This is a genomic window from Solitalea koreensis, from assembly GCF_900182575.1.
Taxonomy (GTDB): domain Bacteria; phylum Bacteroidota; class Bacteroidia; order Sphingobacteriales; family Sphingobacteriaceae; genus Solitalea; species Solitalea koreensis.
In genome coordinates, this window is the sequence record NZ_FXSZ01000007.1 from 99,496 (window position 1) to 119,747 (window position 20,252).

General features: G+C 41.4%; 9 protein-coding genes. All 9 read left to right on the forward strand.

Features of this window, described 5'->3' with window-relative positions; genetic code table 11:
• Positions 1–17 precede the first annotated feature (17 nt).
• Complete coding sequence (locus tag FN756_RS11520) at positions 18–1,901, forward strand: RagB/SusD family nutrient uptake outer membrane protein (protein WP_142604266.1); 1,884 nt, start codon at positions 18–20, stop codon at positions 1,899–1,901.
• A 146-nt stretch (positions 1,902–2,047) separates the two neighbouring features.
• Positions 2,048–4,429: a hypothetical protein gene (locus tag FN756_RS11525; RefSeq protein ID WP_142604267.1), complete on the forward strand. Its 2,382-nt coding sequence runs from the start codon at positions 2,048–2,050 to the stop codon at positions 4,427–4,429.
• A gap of 867 nt (positions 4,430–5,296) precedes the next feature.
• Complete coding sequence (locus tag FN756_RS11530) at positions 5,297–8,410, forward strand: SusC/RagA family TonB-linked outer membrane protein (protein WP_185955263.1); 3,114 nt, start codon at positions 5,297–5,299, stop codon at positions 8,408–8,410.
• A gap of 20 nt (positions 8,411–8,430) precedes the next feature.
• Positions 8,431–10,242: a RagB/SusD family nutrient uptake outer membrane protein gene (locus tag FN756_RS11535; RefSeq protein WP_142604269.1), complete on the forward strand. Its 1,812-nt coding sequence runs from the start codon at positions 8,431–8,433 to the stop codon at positions 10,240–10,242.
• Between the two features lie 396 nt (positions 10,243–10,638).
• Positions 10,639–13,425, forward strand: coding sequence for a glycoside hydrolase family 38 N-terminal domain-containing protein (locus FN756_RS11540; RefSeq protein ID WP_142604270.1), 2,787 nt, complete (start codon positions 10,639–10,641; stop codon positions 13,423–13,425).
• 380 nt (positions 13,426–13,805) lie between these two features.
• A complete protein-coding gene (locus FN756_RS11545) occupies positions 13,806–16,475 on the forward strand; it encodes a glycoside hydrolase family 3 C-terminal domain-containing protein (RefSeq protein WP_142604271.1) in 2,670 nt (889 codons plus the stop codon).
• Positions 16,476–16,508: 33 nt separating this feature from the next.
• A complete protein-coding gene (locus FN756_RS11550; RefSeq protein ID WP_142604272.1) occupies positions 16,509–17,348 on the forward strand; it encodes an endonuclease/exonuclease/phosphatase family protein in 840 nt (279 codons plus the stop codon).
• A 5-nt stretch (positions 17,349–17,353) separates the two neighbouring features.
• Entirely contained in the window at positions 17,354–18,871 is a 1,518-nt protein-coding gene (locus FN756_RS11555; protein ID WP_142604273.1) for a xylulokinase, read from the forward strand.
• On the forward strand, positions 18,853–20,184 hold the full coding sequence (xylA, locus tag FN756_RS11560) for a xylose isomerase (RefSeq protein WP_142604274.1): 1,332 nt from the start codon (positions 18,853–18,855) through the stop codon (positions 20,182–20,184). The genes FN756_RS11555 and xylA overlap by 19 nt, the downstream gene beginning before the upstream one ends.
• Positions 20,185–20,252: the final 68 nt, after the last annotated feature.

Genomic DNA, 20,252 nt, shown 5'->3' on the forward strand with positions numbered 1-20,252 from the left:
ACTAAAATGCTTTATAAATGAAAAATATTTTTTCAACCACATTAGTATGTGCAATTGCTTTTTCACTGTTTTTCAGCAGTTGTCGTAAAGATATATTGGACAAAGGGCCGATGAATACGCTGGATGAAGCAAAAATTTGGGGTAATGCAACCGCTGCAACTGCATTCTTAGACACCATATATTATAATCTTATGCCCGGCATGGCTTATGGAACCGGCAATCCCGGAGGTTGCTCTAAAGGTATGAATAACTGGTTTTGGGGAGGATGGAATACAAATACGCAACTTGTACAATATGGTAATTTTACCGGTACGGATGAAGCGGCGCCAACCGATATGGAAACGTCCAGGTACTTATTAGGTACAGCTACGTATGATTGGCTTGAAAATTACGACAGAGCCGATGTTTCCGAAGGGTGGGCCGTGAAAACGTATGGAAGCATACGCAGCATCAATCAAATTTTGTCAAAAATTGACAACGCAACGTTTGATGAGGGAAATAAAAATTGGATAAAAGGACAAGCCTTATTTTTCAGAGCCTGGGCTTACCATTCATTAGTAAAAGATGTGGGAGGAATGCCTTTGATTTTGGAGCCTCAGCCAGTTGGTGATTTATCAGCTATTCAAAAGCCCCGCAATAAAACTTCAGAATGCGTTACACAAATTCTGAAAGACTTGGATGATGCGATTGCTTTATTGCCGGATAGTTGGGGAGGCAAAGATGCCGGCCGTATCGATAAAGGTGCTGCGATGGCGTTTAAAGGAAGGGTGTTGTTATTCTATGCCAGCCCATTGTTCAACGGCTTAAACGGCCTTGCAACCTGGCAAAAAGCTTACGACGCCAATTTAGCAGCAAAGAATTTTTTAGATGCAAAGGGAAAAGGATTATATCCGGTTTTTGGTAAAATCTGGGATGATGAAATGAACAAAGAAGTGATCATGGTAAGACGATTTAACTATCCTGATTCGTATTATCCGGCTCCTGGTTTTGTTCCTTTGTTTGCTTCGGCCGATGACTGGGAATCCGATTGTCCTTCATGGGAACTCTTAAAAGCATTCCCAATGAAAGATGGTTCTGCATTCAACCCTGTTACTGCTGCTGATTACGAAAAGTATTTTCTCAACCGTGATGACCGTTTTTATGCAACCGTATTGTATAATGGAGCTCCTGTTATGTGGAGTACAAAATGGCAAAAACAGAATGTGTATAATTGGTCTTTCCTGCAATTTGGCCAAATTGATGCAAGCCAAAATTGTCATGATTTGAGCAGCTGGAAATATAAAAATGATTTAAACCAGTCATGGTCAGGTCTTACCGACTTGTCTCCCAATTGTACTTACAGGGCCAAAGGCGTAGATAAAACAGCCCCTGATGCCAACCACTCGGCTACCGACTGGCCGGAGATACGTTATGCTGAAGTATTGTTAAATCTGGCAGAAGCTGCTTTTGAATCAGGAAGAGGTGCTGGTGAGGTGCTTGGTTATTTAACGCCTATTCGCCAACGGGCAGGCATAAGCTCAGGTACAGGAAATTATGGGTTAAATACAGCTGATTTGCGTCAGGCCATTCATGATGAGCGATTTGTGGAATTAGCCTTTGAAAACAAACGTTGGGACGACTTACGTCGCTGGAAAGCCTTTAACTACTTAAGATCGTTGGGTAAACGACATGGGTTTGCGGTTATTTTAAAACCTGGAGCAGCTTTGCCCGGAAAGTTTGATGATATTAAGCAACCTGCGGTATACACCAAGTTTGCTTGTAGTGTTGTAAATGGCGATAAAGCACCAATTAATATTCAGGATAAACAATATTTGTTTGGGTTACCATACAGTATTTTACAGCGTAACCCTAAACTACAACAAAACAATACCTGGGGCGGTAGTTTCGACCCATTTCAATAGTGTCAATGCGATTACGATTGGATTGAACGGAGCGCTTCACTAAGCTGAATAATGCCATTTTTTGTTCATGTTGAGACCCGGTAGCTATCGGGTCTCAACATCTGTTTCACGGTGACAAGACAGCCGAAATTTTAAACCCATTGGTTATGAACATTAGAAGAAAATTAGGGCTTTTGATCGCTCTGCTTATAATCAACAATCCCGGTTTTTCGCAGGTTGAAGAAAAAAATAACGGTTCATGGTTGTCATTAAAGGATGAAAAGACTCCATCCGTTATCAATGATTTTTTGCAGAACCTGAATGGAAAGATGCGGTTAATGGTAACCCAATATGAGAATAATCTACCTGAAAATAAGTTTTGTTTTAGCAGCAACTCGCTGAAGACCGAAAATTGTACCTGGCAAACTGAAATAAAGATCAGCCGGTCGGCTACACAAAAAGATGAATTGAATGCTGAACTGAAATTCAAATTGGTTAGCGGCGAAATAAAATCAGCCGGTGTGGCTTTGGCGATTGAGTTTAATCAATGGTCCGTTAATAATTATGTATTTGCACCGGCTATGGTATACGGGGGAAATAGGTTTAAAATTCTGCCCCAGAAGTATCCGCCTTTTATAAATGATGAAAAGGACCGGCCAATGGATATGCCTGTAACTACAACCAATATTTTGCACCTCAATCCGGATGGGAGTCATGCTAAAATGGAAATGAATACAGGCAATCTAGCAACTCCGATGATGGGATTTTTTAACCCTACGGGTCATTCCGGTTTTTTGTTGCTGACCGAACAATCCACACGCTTTGGAAATAACGGGATGATTATAGAAGAAGATGCAGCAGTGAACAGTTTGAACAAAAGGATCAGTTTTATTGTGAATGCACCGGGGGTGAGAAAAGAAAGGTACGTGATGTGTGGAAGAGCGGCCTCGGGTGATAAAGCTGCAGATTGGAAAGCCGGAGATGAGGTCGTGTTCCGTTTTAATTTGTACAATTTTAAAGCAAAGAATCTTCCTGAATTTTATCAGAAAGTTTTTTCAGAACGAAAAGCATTGAGTGGCCAAAATAGTTTTGCAAACGTTACGCCTTACAGTGAAGCGGCCAGATTGATCGTTGAAATGCACAATAAAAATAGGTGGGTCAATAACGATTCCCTTGCTTATTATTGTTCTCATTATAGTTCTCAGCCAGGTGACAGTCCTTATGCTTACCAAATTGGCTGGAGCGGTTTGCCTACTTTTTCCTTTCCGCAATTAATCATGGATACCCCTGAACGGTTGGAACGTGTGGTCCGTTCATTTAACGACATGCTTTTCAAAGCCCAAGCACCAACCGGTCTGTTTTATGCCATTAATAAAAACGGAAAAATTTACGGCGACCCGCACGGTCAGATGGATAAATTGACCAATATTGCCATGATGCGCCGAAGTATGGAAGTTTTGTACTTTGGAGTAAAGTCACTTGATATGTTTAAAAAACATCACCATGAGGAAATGATAAAGCCTCAATGGGAGTCGAATCTGAAAAGATGTGCCGATGGATTGATGCAGGTTTGGAATAAGTACGGTCAATTCGGACAGTTTATTAATGCCGACAATCTGGAGATGTATATCAATGGTTCTTCGGCTGGTGCTTATGCAGGTGCAGGATTAGCATTGGCATCGGTTTATTTTAACGATAAAAAATACCTTGAGCTTGCCGAAACATCCACCACATACTATTACAACAACTTTTTTCTGAAGGGGTATTCAGGTGGTGGACCTTCTGAAATCATGCAGTCTCCTGATAGCGAAACGGTTGTTAATATGCTGGAAGCATGCATGGTGCTTTTTGATGTTACTCAAAAAAGCGAATGGATTGAAAAGGCAAAATTTATTGCGAATTACATGTCAACATACATGGTATCCTATGATTATCAATTTCCGACGGGGAGTGCCATGCAAAAAGCCGGAACACATGCCGCAGGCAGTATTTTTGCCAGCTCCCAGAATAATCACAGTGCTCCGGGTTATTATATTTTGCCCGGCGACATGTTGTTAAAGCTTTATCGGGCCACCGGCGATGAAAAAATTGCAGCACTTTATAAAGATCAAACGCATAACGTTATTCAATATGTGGGCGCTCCGCATAATCCATTGCGAACACAAAGTGGTTTTGTAACTGAAAGGGTGCAGCTATCTGATTGGGAAGGAAATAATCAGGGTTTTGTAGATTACGGAGATTCCAATATGGCCTGGGAAATATTGGCAGCGCTTTCCGCTACCATGAATCCTGGTATTTATTTGCATACCGATGACTCCACTTTTTTAGTGATGGATCATATCGAAGCAAAAATCATAGAACGAAATCAATCTGGTGTAAGTATCAGTATAACAAATCCTACACCTTACGATGCCAATGTTTCCATTTTATCCGAAACAGCTGCCCAAGCCAAAAAGCCTTTGCCGCTCAATGGTTTTGTTAATTGGCAAAAGGTGAATGTGAAAGCAGGTGAAACCAAAACTATTTATATTAATAAAGAGCCTTCTTGACGTTTTTCTCCTGTCGGTAATTTTCGCCTCCGTGGTCGGCTGGCGCTTCACTTGTCCCCCTGAGTGTAGTCGAAGGGTTTTTAACATCATGAAGCAGATGCTTCGACCGCTCAACATGACAAAAACAGGGTAGTTCATCTATTGCCTTTTTCAAATTAAATTCTGATTCAGTCGAACGATTTCAGTATTGGCTTAGTTGTTCTTTATCTCTTATCGGCGGCTGGCGCTTCACTTGTCCCCCTGAGTGTAGTCGAAGGGTTTTTAACATCATGAAGCAGATGCTTCGACCGCTCAACATGACAAAAACAGGGTAGTTCATCTATTGCCTTTTTCAAATTAAATTCTGATTCAGTCGAACGATTTCAGTATTGGCTTAGTTGTTCTTTATCTCTTATCGGCGGCTGGCGCTTCACTTGTCACCCGGAGCGTAGTCGAAGGGTCTTCGGCTCATGTTGGCTTTTAATAATTGTTTACACATATAATCTGAGGAAATATGGGTATCCGTTCCTTGTGCGGGCAATTCAGGGAGTAGGAAATAAGCAGGGAAGAGCAAAAAAACATCAAAAGATGTTAAAATTAGATTGTTGTTTAACATAGAAGCTTATTTTTTGTATGCGTTTTCGCTGGTTTTCTTTTCAAAGAGGTAGGTCTTTTTATGATTTTTTTATAAGGTTTATGGCTTTAAATGCATTGTAAATACGGTTTTTGAGCTTTGCTTAACCTTTTTCAATAATGCTGGTTTTTTGGATTTTATGGTGAATCTTCAGGCAGTTTGCCAAGCGTAAAAAGAATAAGAAGAGGGCAAGTTAAGAGTGGTCGATCATGGTTATTGTGTGCAATTTGGGGTTTCACCATAAATTAATAACTATGAATCAAAAACGTTTACTATGCTGGATGCTGGCCTTTCTGAGCCTGATATTCCTAGTTAAAGAATCCTACGCCCAGGATTTAATTACAGTAAAAGGAACTGTAAGTGAAAAGGAACAGAATTCGTCGCTTGCCGGCGTGACGGTGACTCCCGTTGATGGTAAAAAACAAGGGACTGTTACCGATGCCGACGGTAAGTTTGAAATTAAAGTTCCTCGTAACAGCTGGCTCCTGTTCGAAATGATTGGTTATAATCCGGTTAAGATTCAGGCGAAATCGGCTAAGCTTAACATTACAATGGATGTTAATACAAAAGAGCTGGAAGAAGTGGTGGTATTGGGTTACGGAACACAGAAAAAAGAATTACTTACCGGTTCAGTGGCAACCCTGAAAATGGATGATACACGTCGTAATTCTCCTACTACTACTTTGGGTAACCTATTAGCCGGTCAAATGGCAGGTGTGCGTGTAAGTACTCCAAGTGGTATTCCAGGTACTCAGCCAAGTATTGCCATTCGAACTGGAAGTTCTTGGAATTCACAGCCTGTATTGTATGTGATTGATGGTAAGATCAGCGGTTCGGGTGATTTCAATAACTTAAGTCCGAATGATATTGATAACATCTCTGTTTTAAAAGATGCAGCATCAACTGCAGTTTATGGTTCTCGTGCCGCTGCCGGTGTAATTGTGGTAACTACTCGCCGAGGAAAAGTAGGAAAAGCTCAGATCAGCTATTCATTTAATACTGGTGTAGATAAAAGAAATCCTAATGCCGCCAGAACTAATGCTATTCAGAGTGGGGAATTGTTTAATAGAGCGAATGGTACTAATAGTTTCTGGTCATGGACTCAGAGTGATTTTGATTATTATAAAGGAGTAAACAATGGATGGGGATACGATCAGTTAGAAGCCGTATGGCAAGACCCTTCGGTTACTACCCATAACATCAGTGCTTCGGGAGGCTCTGATAAGATCCGTTATTTTGTTGGCGGTTCTTACACCAAGCAAAATGCATTTTTACAAAATGTAGCATATAACAAATATAATTTACGCGCTAATATTACCGCCGACATTACTAAAGACATAGAAGTATTTACAGGTCTTACATTAAATAACAACCTAAATAGTAGTACTACAAATACGGCTATTGGTGATATTTCGGGTATTTACCGCAAACTATTGGTATGGCAACCTGACCAACCGGTTTGGACCAACTATGGACAGCCTGTTGATTACGGATGGATTGGTAACGTAGGTGCAGAAGTAAGAGGAGATGGCGGATATGTTAAAAGCAATGGTATTAAGCCGGTTTTAAACATGAAAGCTACTTATAGATTACCTTTTGTTCAAGGCTTAAGTACATCGGTTCAGTTCAATAAATCATATACGAATGATCGTTCCAAAACTTATGGTACGCAGTATAATTTATATATGCCTTCGAAAACCGGTATTCACATATTCAATTTGAATGATCCTGCATATGCTTCAATCAGAAAATCATCACAAATTGGTAAAAATTATATTCAAGAGAGTTACAACTGGAGTAATGATTATCAGTTAAACGTGCAAGCGAACTATGATCGTTCTTTTGGCAAGCACAGTGTAAAGGGTTTGTTAGGTTATGAAAGATTTGAGGTAGTTGGAGGTGGTATAACTGGAGGAAGAGAAAACTTTCCGGTTTATTTATCTGATCAATGGGGGTTTGCAAGCAATATCAGGGCTGATGACTATGCAAGTGGATCTACGGTTCAACCTGACGGACGCAAGTCATATATCGGCCAGTTCTTCTATGATTATGATGGCAAATATCTGGCTAACTTCTCCAGCAGATATGATGGTTCTGTGAAGTTTCCGGCTGACAAGCGTTGGGGTTTCTTCCCTGCAGGATCTGTAGGATGGATTGTTTCTAAGGAAAACTTCTTTAAAGGAGTAAAAGGGATCGATATGTTAAAATTACGTGCCTCTGCGGGTGTTGTTGGTAATGATGCAATTGGTGGTTGGGGATGGCAACAATCTTACCAAGGTGGTAATAACATTTACTTAGGAACAAACCCTGCCAATAACGTCGGAATTACTTATGGCGCTCTGACAAATGATCAATTAACCTGGGAAAAAACATTTAATACCAATATTGGTGTAGATGTTAATTTCTTATCTCATTTTAATGCAAGTGCCGAATATTATTCAGTAAAGACTACTAATATCTTGGGTCAACGTATTGCCACGGTTCCTCCTACATTCAGCCGTACATTACCTCAATCTAACTACGGTGAAATTGCTGCCCGTGGCTTAGAAATGAATTTTGGCTATACTAATAAAGTGCGCAACTTTAACTATTATGCCAATCTGAACCTATCTTATGGAGGGGCAAAATATAATACTCTTGATGAGAACCCAACATATCCTTGGCAAAAAGCTTTAGGAATGTCAACCTCAAGGATTGTTACAAATGAAGTAATCGGCATGATTCGTACTCAGGCGGATTTAGATGCATTAAAAGCAGCTAAGCCCAATTATAAATACTATGGTATTGCACCTGCTTTGGGTCAGTTAATCTATGAAGACTTAAGCGGTCCTAACGGTACTCCTGACGGCACTGTTGATAATTGGGATCAAAAAGTGGTCAAAAAGAACAATAACCCTCTTGCTCTTGGTTTAAACCTTGGTTTCGATTGGAAAGGCTTCTCTTTGGATGCTTCTTTCAGTGGCAATCTCCACCAATATAAATACATGAGCGATCTTGCAGGTGGTGTAGAGTGGAACAGAATGTGGGCAAATTGGGCTACTGATAGTTGGACCCCTGCAACTCCAAATGCAACACTTCCATATCGTTATTCTGCAAACGACGGAACTAGAGGGGTAAATTTTAACAACAGTACTTTCTGGTTGAAGAGAGCCGACTTCCTACGTTTAAGATTATTAAACGTTGGCTACACAATTCCTCAAAAATATACGAATAGAGTTGGAGTTTCAAATTTGAAATTATATTTCAGCGGATCAAACCTGTTTATACTCAGTAATTTCGCGAAAAAATATTATGATCCGGAAATGAGTGACGGTTATTCATATCCTAATATGAAGACATTAAACTTTGGAGTAAATCTCACGCTTTAATCACTAAAAATACTTGAAATATGAAATTACCTTATAAAATACCAAAATTATTAACCTTTTGTCTTGCTTTAGCATTAACAACCCTATCCTGTAAAAAAGATGGATTGGATTATACTAATAATGGCGCCATCGCTCCTGACAATGTATGGAAGGACCCTAACATGATTAAGGCCTTTTTGACTGATATTTATGGTGGTCAAATGCCAGGTTGGGCCTTTGATGGAAATGCTACTGATGAAGGATATAATGGCTCGAAAACCTTAGGTAATTATCAGCGCGGAATCATCAGCGTTGATGCGACCACCAGTGGTTTAAGTTATACCTGGATTGATAAAATCAATTTTTTCCTGGATAATATAGAAACGGTTCCAGAATCTGTTTTATCGACTCAAATGAAATCTCAATTCATTGGCGAAGCCAAATTCTGGCGTGCATGGGCTTATTGGGGTATGGTGCAAAATGTTGGAGGGGTGCCTTTAATTCTACATACGCAGAATGAAAAAGATGTGACAGGTTTATTTCAGCCACGCAATAAAACTTCGGAGTGTGTAACGCAGATTATCAAGGATCTGGATGATGCAATTGCTGCTTTACCTGGTAAATATATCGATGCTGATTTTGGTCGCATTACAAAAGTGGCAGCCATGGCAGTAAAAGGTAAAGTGTTGCTTACTTATGCAAGTCCTCTATTCAATCCAAGCAATGATCAGACCCGTTGGCAATCTGCATACGACGCTAATAAGGCAGCTAAAGACTTCGCAGTTTCACAAGGACACGGATTGTTTCCTAATTTTAGAAATATTTGGTATCAGGAAAGAAATCAGGAAGTTATTATGGTTCGCCAATACCTGTTTCCAGGTGCAGGAATTGCATTTAATTCAATACGGCCGATTCCATTCACAAAAGATGCAACAGGCGCTAATCAGGTTACCTTGAATATGTTATTGGCATTTCCTAAAAAGGATGGTTCACCGATGCAGTTTGATAAAAATATGTTATCAGATCCTGCTTATAACCAGCAGTTTATGACTGATTTTTATACCAATAGAGATTCCAGATTTTATGCTACTGTTTTCTGTGGAGGTACACCTTATCCAACTCCTGATGAAGTTACTCCAATATATGTAAAAGGAAATAGCTTTTGGGAAGTTTGGCAATTTGATGGTACTAATTATAAAAGTGCTATTCCTACAATTCATAATGATGGCAAAGTTAACATGACAGGTGGTGGACAAACAGGATTTTGGGATCGAAAAGGTTTAGATACAACTTTGGTTCTCGGATTATACAACCAAGGGCAAACAGATTGGCCGGTTATTAGGTATGCCGAAGTGCTAATGAACTACGGTGAATGTGCCAACGAGTTAGGTAAAACCAGCGAGGCCTTGCAGGTATTGAAAGATATCCGTAAACGAGCTGGTATCCTTGCCGGAGCTGACACTTACGGTATTACAGCTACAAGTACAGCTCAAATTCGTGATGCTTATATTAATGAGCGTCAGGTAGAATTTGCCTTTGAGAACAAGCGTTTGGGAGATTTAAGACGGTGGAAACGATACGATCTTTTGAACAGTCAGGTATATAAGCATGCTTTATACACTACACTTAAGCCTGGTCAAACGGTTACTCCATCTGAAAATATTATGAATGCAACGACCAGGGCTAAATTCACTGGGGTTTATATCGATAATCTAGATAACGATCCTGCCTATAAATTTAATCTGGATCTTAATCATTGGTTTTATGCAATTCCTCCAGGCCAAATTTCTCAATCGAAAAATGTGCTGACACAAAACAAAGAATGGGGCGGTACTTTCGATCCATTGCAATAGTTAATAAATGATGAATCGACCTGTTTAAAACATGATCCCGGTTACGAAAGTAGCCGGGATTTTTTATTGAGATGAACTTTTCTCTAGTGGCAACGTGAAAAAATTAACAGTCAAGCAGAGGCGCAGCGCAAGGGGAGTGATAAATAGAGTGATCATGCTATATTTTTCCAGGAAACATTCGGGGAGAAACCAAAGGGGGCAGGAGGGTTATTAAAAGCAAAATAATAGTTCTGAAAAAATGTTTGAGTCGCATTCCGAATACCCGCAACAAAATTCGAACTTTCTTCCTGTATAAATAACATACTTATTAGTCAATCTTGGTGTGGGTTGTAGCCTCCAATCCTCATATTTTTAAAGAAATTTAAATGGCATCATAATAAATAACAAGCTTGGCAAATGAAAATTCTTAAAATGAATTATGTAATTACAACAGTGGCATCATCTCTATTGGTTTGTACTTCGCTGATGCTAAGGGCGCAGGAGTATGATCCACTTAATACATTGCCTGGATCATCGCCGCTGGCCGCTAATGCAGGTGCACAGCATGAGGTTAAACCTGCAGCTTTAAAGCAAGTGATTATTGTGTACAAAACGCACTTTGACATAGGGTACAGCGAAACGGTACAACAAGTGGTTCACGACTATCGAACGGCTATGGCCGACAAGGTATTGGATGCCATAGAAAAAAATAAAGATCAACCTAACGACAAACAGTTTGTTTGGACAGTATCAGGCTGGCCCATGAAGCAAATATTGTGGGAGGGACAGTTGCCTGACCGCAAACGGAAAATAGAAGAGGCCATAAAAAAAGGTAATCTTACCGTTCATGCTTTCCCTTTCAGTATGCACGTAGAGACTTCGGAACCCGAAGATCTGGTGCGGGGGCTTAATATATCTTCCACCCTTGCCCGTAAATATCATCTGCCTTTGCCAATCAGTGCCAAAATGAGTGATGTTCCAGGGCAAAGTTGGATCATACCCACTTTGCTTACCCGTGCAGGCATTAAGTTTTACCACATGGGCGGGCCAGTAGTCAACAAAACATTTGGTTTACCTCCATTTTTTTGGTGGGAGGGCCCTGACGGATCAAGGCTTCTTACTCTATATAATAACGGATACGGTAGTAGTCCTTTGCCTCCTGCTAATTGGCCTTTTAAAACATGGGTTTACGTTAGCATGACCGGCGACAATCAGGGGCCTCCTTCTCCTGAAACGGTGGCCAAGGATATTGCTTTTTATCAAAAAATGGGGATCAAAGCCACTGTAGGAGCATTAGATGATTTTGCCCACCTGGTGATGAAGGAAGATTTGAGTAAGTTGCCAGTTGTACGCAGTGATATTGGTGATCCTTGGATTCATGGAACGATGGCAATACCGGAAGCGAGCAAACTGGCCACGCATATTCGCCCTTCAATAGCAGGGCTTGATGAGCTTGCCAATCTGGAAAAATTATGGGGGATCTACAATCCGGATATTTCCAGCAAAGTGGCCGATGCCTATGAAAACAGCCTGCTGTATAGTGAACATACCTGGGGGCTGGCCAATCAGCATTATGTGAAATTACCTTATGGAAAACCATGGCAGGAGCAGTGGGGAAAAGGGCTGCCTCCTCAGTATTCATTGCTTGAAAAATCATGGGCTGACCATGCCGGTTACATTGAAAAAGTGCAACAACTTGTTGATAATCCATATAAAGATGCGGTTGCAACACTGGCTGATAATGTAAAGATAGATGGAAATCGTATTATGGTTTATAATCCCCTGCCCTGGAAGCGTGGTGGAGAAATTCAGTTCGACAGCCGACTTCTGTTTGGAAATGAATACGTTTCGCTTAAGCCGGCTGATGGCGGTGAGCCGATTGCCGTTTCTCATGAATTGGGGGCAATCGAAGACAAACAGCCTTTTAGCCGTTTTTTTGTTCCCGATATTCCGTCTATGGGATATCGCACGTTTATCGCATCCAAAGAGGTTGCTAAGAAGCCCCTTCTTTCCTTCAATAAACAAGAAGGTGTAATGGAAAGCCCGTTTTTTAAAGCCATATTGGATGCGAAAAAAGGTCGAATTGTAAGTCTTGTTGATAAGCGTAGCGGGCGCGAGTTGGTCGATAGTGAAGCTCCACAGGGTTTTGGTCAGTATTTTCATGAACGATTCGGTTATGCACAACTTGACGAATGGCTTCAGCGTTCGCTCTATCCGCAGTACAAGGCCCATCGATTTGCTTTTGTGGCTTACGATATGCCGCAAGATGGTACCTATAGCACCTCGCAGCCCGAAAATATGACATTGGATTTTCAGCTTTCTGAAATTGACGTAAAAGCAGTGCTTACTTGTACGTTGTACAATGCCGGCGCTCCTCAGCAAATAAGCATTTCCTTATCATTGAGCGGATACGAGCCTGTGGCTGATGTGGCACTCAGTTGGCAAAAACAACCCGATTCATGGCCCGAAGCGGCCTGGTTGTGCCTGCCTTTTAAAGTAGCCAATCCGGTATTTCAGCTTGGTCGATTGGGAGGCGTTGCCAATCCTGCTACAGATATGAACATCGAAAATGCTAATCATCATTTGTGGTGGGTTAATAACGGTGCCGCTGTTTACGATAGTCTTTCTGGTAGTGGCGTGGGCTTTTATTCCCCTGATGCTCCATTGCTAAGTGTTGGAGCCCCGGGGGAGTATAAATTTGATAGTCATTTTGCCCCATGTAAGTCTTGGATATACCTGAACTTGTACAATAATCATTGGCGTACTAATTTTCCGGCATGGATCGGCAACGGACAACGCATGAGCGCCAGTGTAAGGCTTTGGAGTTTTGAGAAGTTCAATACAGAATCATCCTTGATTACGCCTGCCATGGAAACAAGGATTCCGCTGCAAGCTGCCGGATCCAAACTTCAAAAAGGACAATTGCCTACTACGCAATCAGGTATTCAATTGTCTGAAAAAGGTATTGCCGTTACGGCATTCGGTCCTAATCCCGATGGAAATGGAATCATATTAAGGTTATGGGAGCAAACAGGAAAATCAGGGACCGTGGAGGTTCGTTTACCAGCATCCGGCGGATTTAGTAACGCCCAACCGGTAAATCTTCGCGGCGAACCTTTCGGCAATAAAATACCCATCACAAACGGCAAATTGCAGGTAACCATTCCGGCTTACGCTCCGATTAGCTTGGTGTTGAATCGATGATTGGGATATAGTTCCATTTGCTAAAATTCACGATTCTTTCCATCTTGTGCCTGTCTTCCTTTTGGGGTGACAGGCGCTAATAAGTTGTAAAAGTCTGTAGGTTTTTAATTTCTTGCTCAAGTTATCCTGCAAACGAATCATTCTATACTACAGATACAGATAAGGCCGCTACTACAGCTGAGGCTTCCTCTAAGTGAAAATAGTATTATTATTAGTCAATTTTGTTGTGTGTTGAAGTATTCAATTGCTATACTTTTAAGCAAATTCAATTATGCTCATGCCAGGGTACTAAAGTCATGTTTGATTTTTGTTGATGTTGCAGTTATGAATGGCCTGGGTTTTCTCTTATTTTAAAATGATTTTAGTAAAACAGCAAATACATGAAAAAAATACGTTTTTTGGTAGCGTTGATGTTTTGTTCAACACTGTTACAGGCACAAGATTATAAGAAATATCCAATGTGGAATGCCCATTTGCCCATGGAAAAACGGGTAAATGATTTGGTGAGCAGATTGACTTTGGAAGAAAAAGTGGCTCAAATGCTGAATGCGGCTCCGGCTGTACCGCGTTTGGGCATTCCTGCATACGAGTGGTGGAATGAAATTCTGCATGGAGTAGCCCGTACTCCTTATAAAACTACTGTGTTTCCGCAGGCAATTGGTATGGCCGCTACCTGGGATACTACTTCGCTGAAGCTGATGGCACAATACTCAGCTATGGAAGGTCGCGCGATTAACAATAAAGCGGTTGCTGATGGCAAAACCAAAGACCGTTACCTGGGTCTTACCTATTGGACCCCCAATATTAATATCTTTCGCGATCCGCGCTGGGGCCGCGGGCAGGAAACCTATGGAGAAGATCCTTTTCTTACAGCCAAGCTAGGGGCTTCCTTTGTACGAGGCCTGCAGGGAAATGATCCTAAATACCTCCTTGCGGCAGCCTGTGCCAAGCATTATGCGGTACACAGCGGCCCTGAGCCTACCCGCCATGTTGATAATATCAATCCCAGCGATCATGATTTATGGGATACTTATTTGCCGGCTTTCAGGGAGTTGGTAGTTAATGCAAAAGTTGCCGGCGTGATGTGTGCCTACAATGCATTGAACTCGCAGCCTTGTTGTGCCAATGACCTTTTGATGAATAATATCCTGCGAAATCAATGGAAATTTACCGGATATGTAACAAGCGACTGTTGGGCAATTGATGATTTTGTAAAAAACCATAAAACGCACAAAAATAGGGCGGAAGCCTCAGCCGATGCAGTAATGCATGGTACAGATGTGGAATGCGGTACTTCGGTATATAAAACATTGGTGGATGCCGTTAAAACTGGCTTGATTGATGAAAAACAAATTGATGTTTCGGTGAAGCGTTTGTTTACCATTCGATACAGGTTAGGTATGTTCGATCCGGCAGAAAATGTAAAATATACGAAAGTTCCTTTTAGTTCATTAGAATCGCCGGAGCATAAAGCTCACGCGTTAAAAATGGCTCAACAGTCAATCGTATTATTAAAAAATGAAAATCAACTATTGCCGCTAAGTAAATCGCTTAAACGTATTGCGGTTATTGGTCCCAATGCCGATAGTAGAACAGCTATGCTGGGCAATTACAATGGTGTTCCTTCCCGCATTGTTTCGGTGTTGGATGGTATTCGAGATAAGGTAGGTGCGCATACTGAAATTGTATATGAACCTGCGGTGAATTATGTTGGTGAAACGCTTTTTATGCCGGAGAACGATCCTTCTTTTTATTCTTACAAGAATCAGCACGGTATACTGGCCGCCTATTTTAACAATGATAAACTGGAAGGAGCCCCTGTTTATGAAACCATGGTTGCTGATATCAATTTTGTTTACCCCGAAGGACAAATACCAGCTCCTGGAGTTCAGGCCAGACATTTCTCGGCCCGTTTTACGACTAATTTTTCTGTTAAGGAGGATGAAACCATTTCTTGGCAAATGGAAGGTGATGACGGTTACCGCTTGTTCATCAACGACAGTCTGGTAGTTAATCACTGGAATTACGACCCGGTTAAACGCATTTTTAAATGGAAAGCCCGTAAAGGTGTCGATTACAAAATGGTATTGGAATACTGGCAAAACGAAGATGGAGCCTTGATTCGTATGCAGAAAGGATCCATTCAAAAAGCTGACTTGCCTGCCGTCGCGAAAAGAGTGGCCGATGTAGATGCCATTGTTTTTGTGGGTGGAATTTCTCCTGAACTGGAAGGCGAGCAAATGCCGGTAAATGTTGAAGGTTTTGATGGTGGCGATCGTTCTTCAATTATGCTGCCTGCAATACAAACTGCTTTGTTAAAAGAGTTAAAAGCTACAGGGAAGCCGGTTGTAATGGTAATGCTTACGGGTAGTGCTATTGCCCTGCCATGGGAGCAACAAAATATTCCTGCCATTGTGAACGCCTGGTATGGAGGTCAAAGTGGAGGGACAGCGGTAGCGGATGTGCTCTTTGGCGATTATAATCCGGCTGGTCGTTTACCAGTAACTTTTTACAAAAGTGATGCGGATTTGCCTGGCTTTAAAGATTATAACATGCAAGGTCATACCTATCGCTACTTCAAGGGAGACGCTTTATATCCATTCGGTTACGGCCTAAGTTATTCTACGTTTAAATATGCATCTTTAAACGCTCCAACTGAAGCGAAAAAAGGTAAATCCATTACTGTATCAACATCTGTTACCAATACCGGAGCTTACGATGGGGAAGAAGTAGTGCAGCTGTATGTATCATACCCTGATGTTAAAGAACAAGCTCCAATTCGTGCATTGAAAGGATTTCAACGTATTTTCCTGAAAAAGGGACAAACAAAATTGGTTCAATTTGAACTTACTCCTGAACAACTGATGCTTGTGAATGAGTACGGACAATCTTACCTGCCTACAGGGAAAGTACAGATAAGCGTAGGTGGTGGGCAGCCTGGAGTAACACTTGATGGTGTGGCACAGGTAAGTAAAAGTACTGTTTTGATAAAGGAACAGACTGTTAAGGTTCAGGTAAGTAAAGGCGCAATGGTAATTAAGAAGCAGTAGGTAGTTAAAAAGAACGTTATCAAAAATAAATATATGTTATTAAGAAACGCATTGCTGGCGAGCATGGTTTGTTTGTTTTCGGTAAAAGGTTTTTCTCAAGGCAAGCAAAAACAGCTCAAGGTAATGACCTACAATATCCGGCACGCCAGTCCGCCTACGCATCCTGAAGCGATTGATGTTGATACCATAGCAGCGCTTATTAATAAATATAAGCCTGATGTGGTCGCCTTACAGGAAGTAGATGTGAATACACGTCGTTCCGGAAAAATGATGAATGAGGCTAAGGAACTCGGTGAGAAGACCAAGATGTATTATTATTTCGGGAAAGCTATTGATTTCGACGGAGGTGGTTATGGCATCGCTATTTTGTCCAAATTTCCGTTTGATTCTGTTAAAACGTACAACCTTCCTTCAGCAAACAATCATGCTGAACGTAGAGCGCTTGCCCTTGGCTACCTTCGGATTGATGAGCATAAAAAAATGCTTTTCGCCTGCACTCACTTAGATGCAGAAAAAGATCACGCCAGTCGTATGTTGCAAATTAAAACAATTGATAGTCTGATCAGTCATAGTCCGTTTCCGCTGGTACTGGCCGGTGATTTAAATAGTGAAACAGGAAGTCCGGTTATTCAGGTGCTCGATCAAAATTTCCAACGATCTTGTTTGAATGATTGCGGCTATACAATCCCTTCCGACAAACCCACTGAAACTATTGATTTCATCGCTTATCGAAAATCTGATTCATGCCATGTTATCAGTCATCGTGTACTGCAGGAACCTTATCCTTCTGATCACTTACCCGTAATGGCAGAACTGTCGATTGCTTTCAAAAAAGCGAATGCTAAACAGAAAACTGGCCTAAGAAAAAAATAAAAAACATGCTGTTATTAGGAATAGATATAGGAACATCCTCTATAAAAGTTTCGGTTGTTGATTCGGCTTCGCAACAATGCCTGGCATCTGCGCAATATCCCGATAAAGAAGTGAGCATTATTTCGCACCAGCCTGGCTGGGCCGAACAGTCGCCGGAAACCTGGTGGGAACATGTTCAAAAGGCTATTTTACGGGTTCATTCAAGCAAAAAATACAATCCTTTGGCAATAGGAGCTATCGGCATTGCTTATCAAATGCACGGAATGGTGGTTGTTGATAAGCAGCAGAATGTATTACGTGATGCTATTATTTGGTGCGACAGTAGGGCTGTGGCCATTGGAGAACAGGCTTTTGCTGCCATTGGTCCGGAGAACTGCTTTTCCAAGCTGTTAAACTCTCCCGGAAACTTTACCGCCTCAAAATTGGCATGGGTGAAAAAAAATGAACCTGCTGTTTATGAGCAAATTGATAAAGTGATGTTGCCTGGTGATTTTATTTCCATGAAACTGACCGGCGAAATCACCACTAACATTTCCTCCTTATCCGAAGGCATTTTCTGGGATTTCGAAACCAATGATGTATCGGCAGATGTCATGAATTACTTTGGATTTAATCGCAGTGTAATTCCTTCCATTCGACCTGTGTTTTCAATTTACGGGGAGTTGAAGAACGACATAGCTCAACAACTTTCCCTGAAACCAGGGATTCCGGTTAGTTATAAGGCAGGAGATCAGCCCAATAACGCATTATCGTTAAATGTGCTCAATCCGGGTGAAGTAGCTGCCACAGCCGGAACCTCAGGTGTGATTTATGGCGTAAGCGATGAACTTACCTCTGATCCTCAATCGCGTGTAAATCCTTTTGCTCATGTCAACTACACCTCCGCAAGTAAACGCTTAGGTGTTTTGTTATGCATAAATGGCACAGGAATTATCAACCGTTGGACTAAAGATACATTTGATTCCAACCTCAGTTATGCTGAAATGAATGAGGAGGCGCGTCAAATAGCCATTGGAAGCGACGGCTTAAAAATTCTTCCTTTTGGTAACGGTGCAGAGCGCATGCTGAACAATAGAATTATTGGCGCTCATATTCATAATATTAATCTGAATAAACATACAAAAGCACATATTTTCAGAGCCACTCAAGAAGGAATTGCCTTTGCTTTTCGCTACGGGCTGGATATAATGCGGTCAAATGGCATGCATCCGCAAATTATTAAGGCCGGTATGGCCAATCTATTTTTGAGCGAATTATTTACCGAAGCCTTTGTAAATGCCACCGGTGTTCCGGTTGAGTTGTACAAAAACGACGGTAGCATTGGTGCTGCTTTAGGTGCCGGTATCGGAGTAAAGGCTTTTGCCTCAGCATCCGATGCATTTACGAATCTGCTCCCGGTAAAAATGGTTGAACCGACAAATATTGATGCTTATGAATCGGCATACCAGCATTGGGAAGAACTATTGAACAAACAATCTATTGATAACGAACAAAAAGAAACAGTATGTCAACAGTCGTTTTAGGTAACAAAAAATATTTTAAAGGCATTGATCAAATTAAATACGAAGGTGCCTCATCTGACAATCCGTTGGCTTATCGCTGGTACGACGAAAATAAGGTCGTGGCGGGGAAAACCATGAAAGAACATCTGCGTTTTGCGGTAGCCTATTGGCATTCATTCTGTGGCAATGGTGCCGATCCGTTTGGTGAAGCCACGCATGTTTTCCCATGGAATGAAAAAGCCGGTGCGGTAGATCGTGCAAAGGATAAAATGGATGCCGCTTTTGAATTGCTCTCTAAGTTAAATCTTCCTTACTACTGTTTTCACGATGTTGACCTGGTTGATTTTGGCAACAGTATTCTTGAAAACGAAAAAAGGTTAAATGCCATCACCGAATATGCGAAAGAAAAGCAGGCTGAAACCGGCGTGAAGCTATTGTGGGGTACTGCCAATTTGTTTTCGCATCGCAGGTATATGAATGGTGCGGCTACCAATCCCGATTTTCATGTGTTGACGCATGGAGCTGCGCAGGTAAAAGCTGCCCTAGATGCAACAATTGCATTAAATGGCGAAAATTATGTTTTTTGGGGAGGTAGAGAAGGGTACATGAGCCTGCTGAATACCAATATGAAACGCGAGCAGGAGCATTTGGCCGAATTTTTACGCACAGCCCGCGATTATGCGCGTTCTCAGGGTTTTAAAGGAACATTCTTTATCGAACCTAAGCCTTGCGAGCCATCAAAACATCAATACGATTATGATGCGGCTACAGTCATTGGCTTTTTGCGTGAGCATGATTTGTTGGCTGATTTTAAGCTGAATATTGAGGTAAACCACGCTACATTGGCGGGGCATACCTTCCAGCATGAACTACAGGTTGCTGCTGATGCTGGTTTATTGGGTTCAATTGATGCCAACCGAGGTGATTATCAAAACGGATGGGATACCGACCAGTTTCCAACTAACTTAAATGAACTAACCGAATCTATGCTGGTGATTTTACAGGCGGGAGGATTGCAAGGCGGAGGTGTTAATTTCGACGCTAAAATCCGTAGAAACTCTACTGATCCTGCCGACCTGTTCTACGCCCACATCGGTGGCGCAGATGCTTTCGCCCGCGCTCTCCTCATTGCCAATGTTATTCTTGAAAAATCAGATTATACTAAAATCAGGCTAGAACGTTATGCCTCATTTGACAGTGGGAAAGGAAAAGAGTTTGAACAAGGAAAGCTTACATTGGAAGATTTAAGAGAATATGCGATTGAATTCGGTGAACCCGAAGTAAGAAGCGGGAAGCAGGAGTATTTGGAAAATCTGATTAACCGGTTTATTTAATTTAAAAAAGAGCTCTAATAAAATGATTGGAGCTCTTTTAATAATCGTAATATTTACCATATTGCAGA